This is a genomic window from Pandoraea sp. PE-S2R-1, from assembly GCF_002179865.1.
Taxonomy (GTDB): domain Bacteria; phylum Pseudomonadota; class Gammaproteobacteria; order Burkholderiales; family Burkholderiaceae; genus Pandoraea.
In genome coordinates this window covers 216,338-230,594 of sequence record NZ_NGUR01000002.1, presented here as the reverse complement: position 1 = coordinate 230,594, position 14,257 = coordinate 216,338, and the positions used below count along the sequence as shown (strand labels likewise).

Sequence of the window (14,257 nt, the reverse complement as noted above, 5' to 3'; positions counted from 1 at the left end):
TAGCGGATTTTGAGGTGGCAAGTGCCGGCGAGTCCGGCGCCTGCCACCGAATGTCTGTTTGCTCTTTGTGATTTACCCGGCACCCGAACGAGGGCTGCCACGCTCTTTGGAGAATTTCCATGCAGAACCAAAAAATCCGTATCCGCCTGAAGGCCTTCGACTATCGTTTGATCGACCAGTCGGCTGCTGAAATCGTCGAAACCGCCAAGCGCACGGGCGCTATCGTCAAGGGCCCGGTGCCCCTGCCGACGCGCATCGAGCGTTTCGACATCCTGCGTTCGCCGCACGTCAACAAGACGTCGCGCGATCAGCTCGAAATCCGCACGCACCAACGCCTGATGGACATCGTCGATCCGACGGACAAGACCGTCGACGCGCTGATGAAGCTGGACCTGCCGGCAGGTGTCGACGTCGAGATCAAGCTGCAGTAAGGCTTACGGGCGACTTTGCTCTCGAAAGCCCCGCCAATGCTGGATCTGGTGGGGCTTTTGTTATGCGATTTAGCAACACTTGTCAAGCGATAAAAGCTCGTCTATAATGGCGGGCTCAAGTGTAGTTTTGAAAAGATGGCCCACATCCGTGGTCCATCCTTTTGTCATTTAGCCCCGGCCAATCGCAGTCGGGAATGGAGAAAATCATGAGCCTTGGCCTTGTCGGTCGCAAGGTTGGCATGACGCGTATTTTCACGGACGACGGCGATTCGATTCCCGTTACCGTGCTCGACGTGTCTAACAACCGTGTGACGCAAATCAAGACGGATGAAACGGACGGCTATACCGCCGTTCAAGTTACTTTCGGTAAGCGTCGCGCCACGCGCGTGACCAAAGCCGCCGCCGGTCACTACGCGAAAGCGGGTGTCGAAGCCGGTGAAATCCTGAAGGAATTCCGCGTCGAAGCTGCTAAAGCTGCTGAATTGCAGCCGGGCGCAGCCGTTGGCGTTGATCTGTTCCAAGTAGGCCAGAAGGTCGACGTGCAAGGCGTGTCGATCGGTAAGGGTTACGCCGGTACGATCAAGCGTTACAACTTCGCATCGGGCCGTGCCTCGCACGGTAACTCGCGTTCGCACAACGTTCCGGGTTCGATCGGTATGGCGCAGGATCCGGGTCGTGTTTTCCCGGGTAAGCGCATGACGGGTCACATGGGTGACGCGACGACGACGGTGCAGAATCTCGAAATCGCGCGCATTGACGCTGAACGTGGCCTGCTCTTCGTGAAGGGTGCCGTTCCGGGCGCCAACGAAGGCAAGGTTTTCGTGACCACGGCTGTCAAGGCCAAACTCGCGAAGGGAGCGTAACAATGGAACTGAAGCTCCTGAATGAGCAAGGTCAGGAAGGCGCTGCGGTCAACGCGTCGGACGTCGTGTTCGGTCGTGACTACAACGAAGCGCTGATCCACCAAGTGGTTGTGGCTTATCAAGCCAACGCCCGCAGCGGCAATCGTGCGCAAAAAGACCGTGAACAGGTCAAGCACACGACCAAGAAGCCGTGGCGTCAGAAGGGTACGGGCCGCGCTCGTGCCGGTATGTCGTCGAGCCCGTTGTGGCGCGGCGGTGGCCGTATCTTCCCGAATTCGCCGGAAGAAAACTTCACCCACAAAATCAACAAGAAGATGTACCGCGCCGGTGTGTGCTCGATTCTGTCGCAGCTCGCCCGTGAAGGTCGTCTGGTAGTGGTCGACGACATCAAGATTGATGCGCCGAAGACCAAACTGCTCGCTGAAAAGATCAAGGCCATGGGCCTCGATTCGGTGCTGCTGATCACGGATACCGTGGACGAGAACTTGTTCTTGGCCTCGCGCAATCTGGCTCACTTCGCTGTCACCGAGCCGCGTTTCGCCGACCCGCTGTCGCTCATCTACTTCAAGAAGGTGTTGCTGACGAAGGGCGCGATCGCCAAGATTGAGGAGATGCTGTCATGAGCGACGTGCGTAAAAACGACCATCGTCTGATGCAGGTCCTGCTCGCGCCGGTGATCTCCGAAAAGGCGACGCTGGTGGCCGACAAGAACGAGCAAGTGGTGTTCCAAGTTGCACGTGACGCGAACAAGCAAGAAGTGAAGGCTGCTGTTGAGCTTCTCTTCAAAGTGGAAGTCGAGTCGGTGCAAATCCTGAACCGCAAGGGCAAGCAAAAGCGCTTTGGCCGTTTCATGGGTCGTCGCGACCATGAGAAGAAGGCCTACGTCAGCCTGAAGCCGGGTCAGGAAATCAATTTTGAAGCGGAGGCCAAGTAATCATGGCACTCGTCAAAACTAAGCCGACATCGCCGGGCCGTCGTGCCCTGGTCAAGGTCGTCAACAAGGATCTGCATAAGGGCAAGCCGTTCGCCCCGCTGCTGGATACCAAGAGCAAGACCGCCGGCCGTAACAACAACGGTCACATCACCACCCGTCACATGGGTGGCGGTCATAAGCAACATTACCGTATCGTCGATTTCCGTCGTAACAAGGACGGCATTCCGGCGAAGGTTGAGCGTCTGGAATATGACCCGAACCGCAGCGCGAACATCGCACTGCTTTGCTACGCCGATGGCGAGCGTCGTTACATCATTGCTCCGCGCGGTCTGACCGTCGGCCAGCAAGTGGTGAGCGGCTCGGAAGCGCCGATCAAGGCTGGCAATGCACTGCCGATCCGCAACATTCCGGTCGGTACCACGATCCACGGCATCGAAATCCTGCCGGGCAAGGGCGCGCAAATCGCTCGTGCCGCGGGTACCTCGGCAATGCTGCTGGCACGTGAAGGTGTGTACGCTCAGGTGCGTCTGCGTTCGGGTGAAATCCGTCGCGTGCACATTGAGTGCCGCGCCACCATCGGTGAAGTCGGTAACGAAGAGCACAGCCTGCGCCAATTGGGCAAGGCCGGTGCAAAGCGTTGGCGCGGTATTCGCCCGACCGTTCGCGGTGTGGCGATGAACCCGGTGGATCACCCGCACGGTGGTGGTGAAGGTCGTACGGCTGCTGGTCGTCATCCGGTCAGCCCGTGGGGTCAGCATACCAAGGGTAAGCGTACCCGCTCGACCAAGCGCACCGACAGCATGATTGTTCAGCGTCGCAAGAAGCGTTAAGGAGCTAGCAAATGACTCGTTCTGTTAAAAAAGGTCCGTTTTGCGACGCTCATCTGCTGAAGAAAGTGGAAGCGGCTGCTGCATCGCGGGACAAGAAGCCGATCAAAACCTGGTCGCGTCGTTCGACCGTTCTGCCCGATTTCATCGGTTTGACGATTGCTGTGCATAACGGCCGTCAACACGTGCCGGTGTACGTGACGGAAAACATGGTCGGCCACAAGCTGGGTGAGTTCGCACTTACCCGTACCTTCAAAGGCCATGCGGCCGACAAGAAGGCGAAGAAATAAGGGGCCCGATCATGGAAGTGAAAGCAATTCATCGCGGTGCTCGTATCTCGGCGCAGAAGACGCGTCTGGTCGCTGACCAGATTCGTGGCCTGCCGCTCGAACGTGCACTGAATGTCCTGACCTTCTCGCCGAAGAAGGCCGCTGTCATCATCAAGAAGGTGCTCGAGTCGGCAATCGCCAACGCCGAGCACAATGAAGGTGCTGACATCGACGAGCTGCGCGTTAAGGGCATCTTCGTTGACAAGGCGACCTCGCTCAAGCGTTTCACCGCGCGCGCCAAGGGCCGTGGTAACCGCATCGAGAAGCAATCCTGTCACATCACTGTGACGCTGGGTAACTAAGGGGTCACGATGGGACAGAAAATTCATCCGACTGGCTTCCGCTTGGCCGTCAGTCGTAACTGGTCTTCGCGTTGGTACGCGAACAACCAGAATTTCGCTCAGATGTTGCAGGAAGACATCGGCGTTCGCGATTACCTGAAGAAGAAGCTGAAGAACGCTTCGGTTGGCCGCGTCATCATCGAGCGTCCGGCCCGTAATGCTCGCATTACGATTTTCAGCTCGCGTCCGGGCGTTGTGATCGGCAAGAAGGGCGAGGACATCGAAATCCTCAAGGCCGAACTGCAAAAGCGCATGGGCGTGCCGGTTCACGTGAACATCGAAGAAATCCGCAAGCCGGAAACCGATGCGCAACTGATCGCCGACTCGATCGCTCAGCAGCTTGAGCGCCGTATCATGTTCCGTCGCGCAATGAAGCGCGCGATGCAGAACGCGATGCGTCTGGGTGCCCAAGGCATCAAGATCATGAGCGCTGGCCGTCTGAACGGTATCGAAATCGCCCGTACCGAATGGTATCGCGAAGGCCGTGTGCCCCTGCACACCCTGCGCGCCGACATCGACTACGCGACCTCGGAAGCGAAGACGACCTACGGCATCATCGGTATCAAGGTGTGGGTGTACAAGGGTGACACGCTGGGCCGCAACGACGCTCCGGTGGCTGAAGAGCCGGCCGAAGAAAAGCGTCCGCGCCGCAACGCGCGTCCGGGCGACCGTCGCCCCCGTCGTGACGACGCTGGCGATAAGGCCGGTGCGAAGCGCGGTGGTGCACGCCGTCCGGCTGGCAAGCCTGAAGGCGACGCCAAGACTGGAGAATAATCATGCTGCAACCGAAACGCAGAAAGTATCGTAAAGAGCAGAAGGGCCGTAACACTGGCGTCGCCACCCGTGGCAACGAAGTGTCGTTCGGCGAATTCGGTCTCAAGGCGGTCGGTCGCGGTCGTCTGACGGCTCGTCAGATTGAAGCCGCTCGTCGCGCCATGACCCGTCACATCAAGCGTGGTGGCCGTATCTGGATTCGCATTTTCCCGGATAAGCCGATCTCGCAAAAGCCGGCCGAAGTGCGTATGGGTAACGGTAAGGGTAACCCTGAGTACTACGTCGCCGAGATTCAACCGGGCAAGATGCTGTACGAGATGGACGGTGTTGATGAGGCACTGGCACGCGAGGCGTTCCGCCTGGCTGCCGCTAAGCTGCCGATTCAGACGACGTTCTTCGTCCGTCGCCTTGGCGCTTGATTGGAGAGATTGAAATGAAAGCATCCGAACTTCGTGCCAAGGATCCCGTCGCTCTGAACAATGAGCTGTCGGATCTGCTGAAGGCCCAATTCGGTCTTCGCATGCAAGCGGCCACCCAACAGCTGAGCAACACCAGCCAGCTGAAGAAGGTGCGCAAGGACATCGCGCGTGTGCGTACCGTGTTGACTGAGAAGGCGAGCCAGAAATGAACGATACCGCTAAGACCTCGCTGAAGCGTACCCTCGTGGGTAAGGTTGTCAGCGACAAGATGGACAAGACGGTTACCGTGCTGGTCGAGCGTCAAATGAAGCACCCGCTCTACGGCAAGTACATTGTGCGTTCGAAGAAGTATCACGCGCACGATGAAACCAACCAGATCAAGGAAGGCGATACGGTCGAGATTCAAGAAACTCGTCCGCTGTCGAAGACCAAGGCCTGGACGGTTTCCCGTCTCGTGGAAGCCGCCCGCATCATCTAAGGCGCGCTGAAGCGAAGGCTGACTTGCAAGTCCGGAATTATCGATGTATAATTCCGGACTTTCCGCTTCTTTCGCCAAAACCGGTCTTTGGTTTCGCAAGGGAGTGGATGGCTTCCGAGACTGATTCGTATCCTCTACGAGTCGTGTTGAGGTAGCAAGGTTGTCCACTTTTGAACGACTCAACCCAAACGGCATCCTTTGATGCTGACGGGGACCAAGACTGACCGACGCCCTGGTGTCGGATTAAGTTGGGAAGATAACACCATGATTCAAACTGAAACCCGGCTCGAAGTGGCCGACAACACCGGTGCGCGTGAAGTGATGTGCATCAAGGTGCTGGGCGGCTCCAAGCGTCGTTACGCCGGCATTGGCGACATCATCAAGGTCAGCGTGAAAGACGCTGCGCCGCGTGGTCGCGTCAAGAAGGGCGAAATTTACAATGCAGTGGTCGTGCGTACCGCCAAGGGCGTGCGTCGCCAAGACGGCTCGCTGGTCAAATTCGACGGCAACGCCGCCGTGCTGCTGAACACCAAGCTCGAGCCGATCGGCACCCGTATCTTCGGACCGGTTACGCGTGAACTGCGTACCGAACGCTTCATGAAGATCGTGTCGCTGGCCCCGGAAGTGCTGTAAGGAGCCGACACATGAACAAGATTCGCAAGGGTGACCAGGTCATCGTGCTGACGGGTAAGGACAAGGCCAAGCGTGGCACGGTCCTGGCCATTGATGGCGACAAGTTGGTCGTCGAGGGCGTGAACGTTGCTAAGAAGCACGTCAAGCCGAACCCGATGAAGGGCACGCAAGGTGGCGTGGTCGACAAGACGATGCCGATCCACGTTTCGAACGTGGCGCTGGTGGATGCCAATGGCAAGCCGTCGCGTGTGGGCATCAAGGTCGAAGACGGCAAGAAGGTCCGCTTCCTCAAGACGACCGGTGCTACGGTCGTCGGTGCCTAAGTCGCAGGGAGTATAGAAAATGGCCCGTTTGCAAGAGTTCTACAAAGACAAGGTTGTTGCCGCTCTGACGACTCAGTTCGGTTACAAGTCTGTCATGGAAGTGCCGCGTATCACCAAGATCACCCTGAACATGGGCCTTGGTCAAGCGGTTGCTGACAAGAAGATCATTGAACACGCCGTTGGCGATCTGACGAAAATTGCCGGCCAAAAGCCGGTGGTGACGAAGGCTCGCAAGGCTATCGCCGGTTTCAAGATCCGCGAAGGTTACCCGATCGGTACGATGGTGACGTTGCGCGGTGAGCGTATGTTCGAATTCCTGGATCGTTTCATCACCGTGGCTCTGCCGCGCGTGCGTGACTTCCGCGGTATTTCGGGTCGTGCGTTCGACGGTCGTGGCAATTACAACATCGGTGTGAAGGAACAGATCATCTTCCCCGAAATCGAGTACGACAAAATCGACGCGCTGCGTGGGCTGAACATCAGCATCACCACCACCGCGAAGACTGACGAAGAAGCCAAGGCTCTTCTGTCGGCGTTCAAATTCCCGTTCCGTAACTGAGGTAATCGTGGCTAAACTGGCACTTATCGAACGCGAAAAGAAACGCGCCCGTCTGGCGCAGAAATTTTCTGCCAAGCGCGACGCCCTCAAAGCGATCATCGAAGACACCAGCAAGTCGGAAGACGAGCGTTATGAAGCACGTCTGGCGCTGCAACAGCTGCCGCGTAACGCCAACCCGACGCGTCAACGCAATCGTTGCGAACTGACTGGCCGTCCGCGCGGAACCTTCCGCAAATTCGGCCTGGCCCGTAACAAGATCCGTGAAATCGCCTTCCGTGGCGAAATCCCGGGCGTGACCAAAGCTAGCTGGTAATAGGAGAAGCACCATGAGCATGAGCGATCCTATCGCCGATATGCTGACCCGCATCCGCAACGCTCAGATGGTTGAGAAGGCATCCGTGAAGATGCCCTCGTCCAAGCTGAAGGTCTCGATCGCCAAAGTCCTGAAGGACGAAGGCTACATCGAAGACTTCGCGGTTGAGGCAGAAGAAACCAAGCCGGTGCTGAACATCGCACTGAAGTACTACGCTGGCCGTCCTGTGATTGAGCGCCTCGAGCGCGTGTCGCGTCCGGGTCTGCGTGTGTACAAGAGCCGCAACGAGATCCCGCAGGTCATGAATGGCCTCGGCGTTGCAATCGTCTCGACCCCGAAGGGCGTGATGACCGATCGCAAAGCACGCGCCACCGGCGTGGGCGGCGAAGTCATCTGCTACGTCGCCTAACCGAGGAGAGTTTAAATGTCTCGCGTAGGTAAGAGTCCTATTGCACTGCCGAAGGGCGTTGACGCAACGCTGATTGGCAATGTGCTGACGATCAAGGGCGCCCTGGGTTCGTTGACCCGCGGCATCAACACCCTCGTGAACGTCAAGATTGAAGACGCCACCATCACCTTCGCCCCGGCTGACGAAAGCCGTGAAGCGAATGCGCTGTATGGTACGGAACGTGCACTGGTCAACAATATGGTGACTGGTGTGAGCAAGGGTTTCGAGAAGAAGCTGCAACTCGTTGGCGTGGGTTATCGCGCCAAGGCTGACGGTAACAACCTGAAGCTCGAGCTGGGTTTCTCGCACGATGTTGTGCACGCCATGCCGGAAGGTGTTAAGGCGGAAACCCCGACGCAAACGGAGATCATCATCAAAGGCGTTGATAAACAACGCATCGGACAAGTGGCTGCGGAAGTTCGCGGTTACCGTCCGCCCGAGCCCTACAAGGGTAAGGGTGTCCGCTATGCGGACGAAGTGGTGATCCTCAAGGAAACCAAGAAGAAGTAAGGGTGCGAAACATGGACAAGAAACAATCACGTGTGCGCCGCGCTCGCCAGACTCGTATCAAGCTGGCAGCTCAAAAGGTGCATCGCCTTTCCGTGCATCGCACCAACGTGCACATTTACGCGCAAGTTTTCTCGGAAGACGGCACGCAAGTGCTGGCCAGCGCTTCGACGCTGGAAGCCGAAGTGCGCAAGGAACTGGGCGACAAGGAAGGCAAGGGCGGAAACGCTGCTGCTGCTGCGCTGATCGGCCGTCGTATCGCCGAGAAGGCGAAGGCTGCCGGCATCGAAAGCGTCTCTTTCGACCGCTCGGGCTTCCGCTATCACGGTCGCGTCAAGGCTTTGGCCGACGCTGCCCGTGAAGCCGGCCTCAAGTTCTAAGTAAGGATCCGTCATGGCAAAGATGCAAGCGAAAGTTCAGGCTGACGAACGCGACGACGGCCTTCGCGAGAAGATGATTTCGGTCAACCGCGTCACGAAAGTGGTGAAGGGTGGTCGTATTCTCGGTTTTGCCGCGTTGACCGTGGTTGGTGACGGCGATGGCCGCATCGGCATGGGCAAAGGCAAAGCGAAGGAAGTCCCGGTTGCCGTTCAAAAGGCAATGGAACAAGCCCGCCGCAATATGTTCAAGGTCGCCCTGAAGAATGGCACCCTGCAACATAACGTTCTCGGCCAGCATGGCGCCTCGCGCGTCCTGATGTCGCCGGCGAAAGACGGTACCGGCGTTATCGCTGGTGGCCCGATGCGTGCGGTGTTCGAGGTGATGGGCGTGACCAACGTGGTGACGAAGAGCCTTGGCTCGACGAACCCGTACAACCTGGTCCGCGCCACGCTCGACGGCCTGAAGAAACAATCGACTCCTGCTGACATCGCCGCTAAGCGTGGCAAGTCGGTGGAAGAGATCCTCGGCTAAGGGTGATCAATATGTCGCAGCAACAAACTGTGAAAGTCAAGCTGGTCAAGAGCCTGATCGGTACGCGCGAAGAACATCGTGCAACCGTTCGCGGTCTCGGCCTGCGTCGCCTCAATTCGACGTATGAGTTGCAGGACACGCCCGCTGTGCGGGGCATGATCAACAAGGTCTCGTACCTTGTGAAGATCGTCGACTGAGCGAGGGCAAAATGGAATTGAATTCGATTAAGCCGGCAGAAGGCGCTAAACACGCCAAGCGCCGCGTTGGCCGTGGCATCGGTTCGGGTCTGGGTAAAACCGCCGGCCGTGGTCACAAGGGTCAGAAGTCGCGTTCGGGCGGCTTCCACAAGGTGGGCTTCGAAGGCGGTCAAATGCCGCTGCAACGTCGTCTGCCGAAGCGTGGCTTCAAGTCGCTGACGCGCCGTTTCGTGGGCGAAGTTCGCCTGTCGGACCTGAACAACCTGCCGGTCGACGAAATCGATCTGTTGGTTCTGAAGCAGGCCGGTCTGGTGAGCGAGCTGTCGTTGTCGGCCAAGATCATCGCCGCTGGCGAGATCACCCGCAAGGTCGTTGTGAAGGGTCTGGGCGTCACCAAGGGTGCGCTCACGGCAATTCAGGCGGCTGGCGGTTCGGTCGCAGAGTAAGTTAGGACACCCCGGAGCCATCATTGGCCAAGTCTCCTAATCTCGCTAAGCCTGGTACGCAGGGCCCGAAGTATGCGGATCTGCGCCGGCGGCTGGTTTTCCTGCTGCTGGCGTTGATCGTCTACCGTATTGGTGCGCATATCCCGGTGCCGGGCATCGACCCCGATCAGCTGGCGCAGCTGTTCCAGCGCCAGTCGGGCGGGATCCTGGGCATGTTCAACATGTTCTCGGGCGGTGCGTTGTCGCGTTTCACGATCTTCGCGCTCGGGATCATGCCGTACATCTCGGCGTCGATCATCATGCAGTTGCTGGCGATGGTTTCGCCACAATTGGAAGCCTTGCGTAAGGAAGGCCAAGCCGGCCAACGCAAGATCACGCAGTACACCCGGTATTTCACGGTGGTGCTTGCGCTCTTCCAGGCAGCTGCAATCGCGGTGACGTTGGAAAGCGAGCCGGGGCTCGTCGTTGATCCAGGCATGATGTTCCGCCTGACGACGGTGATCACGCTCGTAACCGGCACGATGTTCCTGATGTGGCTCGGTGAGCAGATCACTGAACGCGGCCTCGGTAACGGTATCTCGATCATCATCTTTGGTGGTATCGCGGCCGGTTTGCCGAATGCTGTGGGCGGCCTGTTTGAGCTTGTCGGTACTGGTTCGATTGGTCCGTTCTCGGCGATCGTGATCTGTGCGCTCGTTGTGCTCGTGACGTTCTTCGTCGTGTTTGTGGAACGGGGTCAGCGCAAGATTCTGGTGAATTACGCCAAACGTCAGGTGGGCAACAAGGTATACGGTGGTCAAGCATCGCACCTGCCGCTCAAGCTGAATATGGCTGGTGTAATTCCGCCGATCTTTGCGTCGTCGATCATCCTGTTCCCGGCAACGATCGCGAACTGGTTCGGCGCAGGTGACAACACGCGTTGGCTCAAGGACATCGCGGCCAAGTTGTCGCCGGGTCAGCCGATCTACGTGATGCTCTATGCTTTGGCAATCGTGTTTTTCTGCTTCTTCTACACCGCACTGGTGTTCAACAGCAAAGAAACGGCCGAGAACCTGAAGAAGAGCGGCGCGTTTGTACCGGGTATCCGTCCGGGCGACCAGACGGCACGGTACATCGACAAGATCTTGACGCGTCTGACGCTGGCCGGTGCAGCTTATGTCACCCTGGTGTGTCTGCTGCCCGAGTTCCTGGTGTTGCGCTGGAACGTCCCGTTTTATTTTGGCGGAACGTCACTGCTGATCATCGTCGTGGTCACGATGGATTTCATGGCGCAAGTGCAGTCGTATGTGATGTCGCAACAGTATGAGTCGCTGCTCCGCAAGGCGAATTTCAAGGGCGGCAATAACATGACGCTTCGCTGATCATCTGGGATCATGTCGAAAGACGACGTTATTCAAATGCAGGGTGAGGTCCTTGAAAACCTCCCCAATGCCACCTTCCGGGTGAAACTGGAAAATGGCCATGTAGTACTCGGACACATTTCCGGCAAGATGCGGATGCATTACATCCGCATCCTTCCCGGAGATAAGGTGACGGTTGAGTTGACGCCCTACGATCTGTCGCGTGCGCGGATCGTCTTCCGGGCGAAGTGATTAGAGAGAGGGAATTGTCATGAAAGTTTTGGCATCTGTTAAGTGTCTGTGCCGCAATTGCAAGATTGTGAAGCGCAAAGGCGTAGTGCGCGTGATTTGCAGCACGGATCAACGCCACAAGCAACGTCAGGGCTAATCGGCCTTTAACGCTATTTAGTTGGGGAATTACGAATGGCTCGTATTGCAGGGGTTAACATCCCGAACCACCAGCACACGGAAATCGGCCTGACGGCTATTTACGGTGTCGGTCGCACGCGCGCTCGCCAGATTTGCGAAGCCGCTGGTGTGCCGTTCTCGAAGAAGGTCAAGGACCTCGACGACAACGATCTCGAAAAGCTGCGTGACCAAGTCGGTCAGCTGACGGTTGAAGGCGACCTGCGCCGTGAAGTGACCATGAGCATCAAGCGCCTGATGGACTTGGGCTGCTATCGTGGTCTGCGTCACCGCAAGGGCCTGCCGGTCCGCGGCCAGCGCACCCGTACCAATGCGCGTACCCGCAAGGGCCCGCGTAAGGCCGGCGTCTCGCTGAAGAAGTAACCAGAGGATAGGAAACTCATGGCTAAGCAACAGAACAACGCCGCTTCACAGCGCGTTCGCAAGAAGGTCAAGAAGAGCGTTGCTGAAGGCGTCGTGCACGTCCACGCTTCGTTCAACAACACCATCATCACGATCACCGATCGTCAGGGCAACGCACTGGCATGGGCGACTTCGGGTGGCCAGGGCTTCAAGGGTTCGCGTAAATCGACCCCGTTTGCTGCCCAAGTTGCTGCTGAATCGGCTGGCCGCGTGGCGCTGGAATACGGCGTGAAGAACCTGGAAGTTCGCATCAAGGGCCCGGGCCCGGGTCGCGAATCCGCGGTTCGTGCACTGAATGCGCTGGGTATCAAGATCACGGCCATCTCGGACGTGACGCCGGTCCCGCACAACGGCTGCCGCCCGCCGAAGCGTCGTCGTATCTAAGACGCTTTAGAAAATCCTGCTATAATCGCGGGTTCGCGCACGGTCTCGGCCGTGCGCGAAGCAATTTCTAAGACCACCGTCCGGTACATCGGTACCGGACTTGCGTAGTGGACAAGGCGCCGCTGCGTCAAATTTTGAGATAAAGGAACAACCGTGGCACGTTATATCGGCCCGAAGGCCAAACTCTCCCGTCGTGAAGGTACTGACCTCTTCCTGAAGAGCGCACGTCGCTCGCTCGCCGACAAGTGCAAGCTGGATAGCAAGCCGGGTCAGCATGGCCGCACCTCGGGTGCTCGTACGTCCGACTACGGCAACCAACTGCGCGAAAAGCAGAAGGTCAAGCGTATTTACGGCGTGCTCGAGCGTCAGTTCCGTCGTTATTTCGCGGAAGCCGATCGTCTGAAGGGCAACACGGGTGAAAACCTGCTGCAAGTGCTCGAGTCGCGTCTGGACAACGTCGTCTATCGCATGGGTTTTGGTTCGACGCGCGCTGAAGCGCGCCAGCTGGTTGGCCACAAGGCCGTCGTGCTGAACGGTGTTGTCGCCAACATCCCGTCGATCAAGGTCAAGCCGGGTGATGTGATCACCGTGCGCGAAAAGGCCAAGAAGCAAGTGCGTATTCAAGAATCGCTGACGCTGGCAGAACAAGTCGGTTTCCCGATCTGGGTTTCGGTTGACGCCAAGAAGATGGAAGGCACTTTCAAGGCACTGCCGGAACGTAGCGATATCGCGGGCGACATCAACGAAAGCCTGATCGTCGAATTGTATTCGCGTTAATCCAAACGCTGACGCGCCTCACGGCGCGTTTGCGTTCCGTGCAGGTTTGTCACCCATCAGCCTTATCGGTGTAACGAGCCGAGGGTATTGAAAAGGAAACCTATGCAAAACAGTTTATTGAAGCCCAAGATCATCGAGGTTGAAGAAGTCGGTGAGCATCACGCCAAAGTTGTGATGGAGCCGTTCGAACGTGGTTACGGCCACACCTTGGGCAATGCGCTGCGCCGCGTGCTGTTGTCGTCGATGCTCGGCTATGCGCCGACCGAAGTGACGATCGCTGGCGTCGTGCATGAATACTCCACCATCGACGGCGTTCAGGAAGATGTTGTCAACTTCCTGCTGAACCTGAAGGGTGTTGTGTTCAAGCTGCATAACCGTGACGAAGTCACCGTTACGCTGCGCAAGGATGGTGAAGGTGTGGTGCGTGCTTCGGATATCGAACTGCCGCACGACGTCGAACTGATCAACCCCGATCACGTGATTGCACATCTGGCCAAGGGCGGTAAGCTCGACGTCCAGATCAAGATTGAAAAGGGTCGTGGTTATGTCCCGGGTAACGTGCGCCGTTATGGCGATGATTCGGCCAAGGTAATTGGTCGTATCGTCCTCGACGCGTCGTTCTCGCCGGTCAAGCGTGTGAGCTATGCGGTCGAATCGGCCCGCGTGGAACAGCGTACCGACCTGGACAAGCTCGTGATGAACATCGAAACCAACGGTGTTGTGTCGCCGGAAGAAGCGATCCGTCAATCGGCTCGCATCCTCGTCGACCAACTGTCGGTGTTCGCTGCGCTGGAAGGCACGGAAGCCGCCAGCGAAGCGCCGTCGCGTGCGCCGCAGATCGATCCGATCCTGCTGCGTCCGGTGGACGATCTCGAGTTGACGGTGCGTTCGGCCAACTGCTTGAAGGCCGAAAACATCTACTACATCGGCGACCTGATCCAACGTACCGAGAACGAATTGCTCAAGACCCCGAATCTGGGTCGCAAGTCGCTCAACGAGATCAAGGAAGTGCTGGCCTCGCGTGGTCTCACGCTGGGTATGAAGCTCGAAAACTGGCCGCCGGCTGGTCTCGAGAAGTAAGTTGTGAAGACATGGCCGCCTTCGGGCGGCCGTGTTGCAACAAAAGTGCGGTGCGTCGGAGTGATCCGATACGGCCGTTTGTAACGACACCGGCCCGCGGTGGTTGTCACCGAT

General features: G+C 57.8%; 28 protein-coding genes. All 28 read left to right on the top strand.

Annotation, left to right across the window (positions count from 1 at the left end; all coding sequences use genetic code 11):
* Window positions 1-119 precede the first annotated feature (119 nt).
* Complete coding sequence (gene rpsJ / locus CDV44_RS01075; RefSeq protein WP_010804138.1) at window positions 120-431, top strand: 30S ribosomal protein S10; 312 nt, start codon at window positions 120-122, stop codon at window positions 429-431.
* 206 nt (window positions 432-637) lie between these two features.
* A complete protein-coding gene (rplC, locus tag CDV44_RS01070) occupies window positions 638-1,294 on the top strand; it encodes a 50S ribosomal protein L3 (RefSeq protein WP_058376383.1) in 657 nt (218 codons plus the stop codon).
* A gap of 2 nt (window positions 1,295-1,296) precedes the next feature.
* On the top strand, window positions 1,297-1,917 hold the full coding sequence (gene rplD, locus CDV44_RS01065) for a 50S ribosomal protein L4 (protein WP_058376382.1): 621 nt from the start codon (window positions 1,297-1,299) through the stop codon (window positions 1,915-1,917).
* Window positions 1,914-2,228: a 50S ribosomal protein L23 gene (gene rplW, locus CDV44_RS01060; protein WP_058376381.1), complete on the top strand. Its 315-nt coding sequence runs from the start codon at window positions 1,914-1,916 to the stop codon at window positions 2,226-2,228. The genes rplD and rplW overlap by 4 nt, the downstream gene beginning before the upstream one ends.
* A gap of 2 nt (window positions 2,229-2,230) precedes the next feature.
* Complete coding sequence (gene rplB / locus CDV44_RS01055) at window positions 2,231-3,058, top strand: 50S ribosomal protein L2 (RefSeq protein WP_058376380.1); 828 nt, start codon at window positions 2,231-2,233, stop codon at window positions 3,056-3,058.
* An 11-nt stretch (window positions 3,059-3,069) separates the two neighbouring features.
* The gene (rpsS, locus tag CDV44_RS01050) at window positions 3,070-3,345 is read left to right on the top strand and encodes a 30S ribosomal protein S19 (protein ID WP_010804133.1); all 276 of its coding nucleotides are present in this window, start codon (window positions 3,070-3,072) and stop codon (window positions 3,343-3,345) included.
* A gap of 11 nt (window positions 3,346-3,356) precedes the next feature.
* Entirely contained in the window at window positions 3,357-3,686 is a 330-nt protein-coding gene (gene rplV, locus CDV44_RS01045; protein ID WP_058376379.1) for a 50S ribosomal protein L22, read from the top strand.
* Window positions 3,687-3,695: 9 nt separating this feature from the next.
* Window positions 3,696-4,499 carry a 30S ribosomal protein S3 gene (gene rpsC / locus CDV44_RS01040; RefSeq protein ID WP_058376378.1) on the top strand — a complete coding sequence of 268 codons (804 nt, stop codon included), beginning with the start codon at window positions 3,696-3,698 and terminating at the stop codon, window positions 4,497-4,499.
* Between the two features lie 2 nt (window positions 4,500-4,501).
* Complete coding sequence (rplP, locus tag CDV44_RS01035; protein ID WP_010804130.1) at window positions 4,502-4,918, top strand: 50S ribosomal protein L16; 417 nt, start codon at window positions 4,502-4,504, stop codon at window positions 4,916-4,918.
* Between the two features lie 14 nt (window positions 4,919-4,932).
* Window positions 4,933-5,127: a 50S ribosomal protein L29 gene (gene rpmC / locus CDV44_RS01030; protein WP_058376377.1), complete on the top strand. Its 195-nt coding sequence runs from the start codon at window positions 4,933-4,935 to the stop codon at window positions 5,125-5,127.
* Window positions 5,124-5,396, top strand: a complete 273-nt coding sequence (gene rpsQ, locus CDV44_RS01025) for a 30S ribosomal protein S17 (protein ID WP_039374937.1) — start codon at window positions 5,124-5,126, stop codon at window positions 5,394-5,396. Before rpmC ends, rpsQ begins: the two co-directional genes overlap by 4 nt.
* Window positions 5,397-5,660: 264 nt before the next feature.
* Window positions 5,661-6,029 carry a 50S ribosomal protein L14 gene (gene rplN, locus CDV44_RS01020; protein ID WP_010804127.1) on the top strand — a complete coding sequence of 123 codons (369 nt, stop codon included), beginning with the start codon at window positions 5,661-5,663 and terminating at the stop codon, window positions 6,027-6,029.
* Between the two features lie 11 nt (window positions 6,030-6,040).
* Window positions 6,041-6,352: a 50S ribosomal protein L24 gene (gene rplX, locus CDV44_RS01015; protein WP_058376376.1), complete on the top strand. Its 312-nt coding sequence runs from the start codon at window positions 6,041-6,043 to the stop codon at window positions 6,350-6,352.
* 19 nt (window positions 6,353-6,371) lie between these two features.
* Window positions 6,372-6,911, top strand: a complete 540-nt coding sequence (gene rplE, locus CDV44_RS01010) for a 50S ribosomal protein L5 (RefSeq protein WP_058376375.1) — start codon at window positions 6,372-6,374, stop codon at window positions 6,909-6,911.
* A gap of 7 nt (window positions 6,912-6,918) precedes the next feature.
* Entirely contained in the window at window positions 6,919-7,224 is a 306-nt protein-coding gene (rpsN, locus tag CDV44_RS01005; protein WP_058376374.1) for a 30S ribosomal protein S14, read from the top strand.
* A 13-nt stretch (window positions 7,225-7,237) separates the two neighbouring features.
* Window positions 7,238-7,633: a 30S ribosomal protein S8 gene (gene rpsH, locus CDV44_RS01000; protein ID WP_087686308.1), complete on the top strand. Its 396-nt coding sequence runs from the start codon at window positions 7,238-7,240 to the stop codon at window positions 7,631-7,633.
* 15 nt (window positions 7,634-7,648) lie between these two features.
* Window positions 7,649-8,182 (top strand): 50S ribosomal protein L6, encoded by a 534-nt coding sequence (gene rplF / locus CDV44_RS00995; RefSeq protein WP_087686307.1) that lies wholly within the window; start codon window positions 7,649-7,651, stop codon window positions 8,180-8,182.
* A gap of 11 nt (window positions 8,183-8,193) precedes the next feature.
* Window positions 8,194-8,559 (top strand): 50S ribosomal protein L18, encoded by a 366-nt coding sequence (rplR, locus tag CDV44_RS00990; protein WP_039393713.1) that lies wholly within the window; start codon window positions 8,194-8,196, stop codon window positions 8,557-8,559.
* A gap of 13 nt (window positions 8,560-8,572) precedes the next feature.
* Window positions 8,573-9,091: a 30S ribosomal protein S5 gene (gene rpsE / locus CDV44_RS00985; protein ID WP_058376372.1), complete on the top strand. Its 519-nt coding sequence runs from the start codon at window positions 8,573-8,575 to the stop codon at window positions 9,089-9,091.
* A gap of 11 nt (window positions 9,092-9,102) precedes the next feature.
* Window positions 9,103-9,288: a 50S ribosomal protein L30 gene (rpmD, locus tag CDV44_RS00980; protein WP_058379946.1), complete on the top strand. Its 186-nt coding sequence runs from the start codon at window positions 9,103-9,105 to the stop codon at window positions 9,286-9,288.
* An 11-nt stretch (window positions 9,289-9,299) separates the two neighbouring features.
* Entirely contained in the window at window positions 9,300-9,734 is a 435-nt protein-coding gene (gene rplO, locus CDV44_RS00975; protein ID WP_039393709.1) for a 50S ribosomal protein L15, read from the top strand.
* 23 nt (window positions 9,735-9,757) lie between these two features.
* Window positions 9,758-11,095 carry a preprotein translocase subunit SecY gene (secY, locus tag CDV44_RS00970; RefSeq protein WP_058376371.1) on the top strand — a complete coding sequence of 446 codons (1,338 nt, stop codon included), beginning with the start codon at window positions 9,758-9,760 and terminating at the stop codon, window positions 11,093-11,095.
* Window positions 11,096-11,107: 12 nt separating this feature from the next.
* Entirely contained in the window at window positions 11,108-11,326 is a 219-nt protein-coding gene (infA, locus tag CDV44_RS00965; RefSeq protein ID WP_010804116.1) for a translation initiation factor IF-1, read from the top strand.
* A gap of 19 nt (window positions 11,327-11,345) precedes the next feature.
* A complete protein-coding gene (rpmJ, locus tag CDV44_RS00960; RefSeq protein WP_084656468.1) occupies window positions 11,346-11,462 on the top strand; it encodes a 50S ribosomal protein L36 in 117 nt (38 codons plus the stop codon).
* 35 nt (window positions 11,463-11,497) lie between these two features.
* Entirely contained in the window at window positions 11,498-11,863 is a 366-nt protein-coding gene (rpsM, locus tag CDV44_RS00955) for a 30S ribosomal protein S13 (protein ID WP_058376370.1), read from the top strand.
* A gap of 18 nt (window positions 11,864-11,881) precedes the next feature.
* Window positions 11,882-12,286, top strand: a complete 405-nt coding sequence (rpsK, locus tag CDV44_RS00950; RefSeq protein WP_010804113.1) for a 30S ribosomal protein S11 — start codon at window positions 11,882-11,884, stop codon at window positions 12,284-12,286.
* Between the two features lie 153 nt (window positions 12,287-12,439).
* Window positions 12,440-13,063 carry a 30S ribosomal protein S4 gene (gene rpsD, locus CDV44_RS00945; RefSeq protein WP_058376369.1) on the top strand — a complete coding sequence of 208 codons (624 nt, stop codon included), beginning with the start codon at window positions 12,440-12,442 and terminating at the stop codon, window positions 13,061-13,063.
* A 102-nt stretch (window positions 13,064-13,165) separates the two neighbouring features.
* A complete protein-coding gene (rpoA, locus tag CDV44_RS00940) occupies window positions 13,166-14,143 on the top strand; it encodes a DNA-directed RNA polymerase subunit alpha (protein WP_058376368.1) in 978 nt (325 codons plus the stop codon).
* Window positions 14,144-14,257 lie beyond the last annotated feature (114 nt).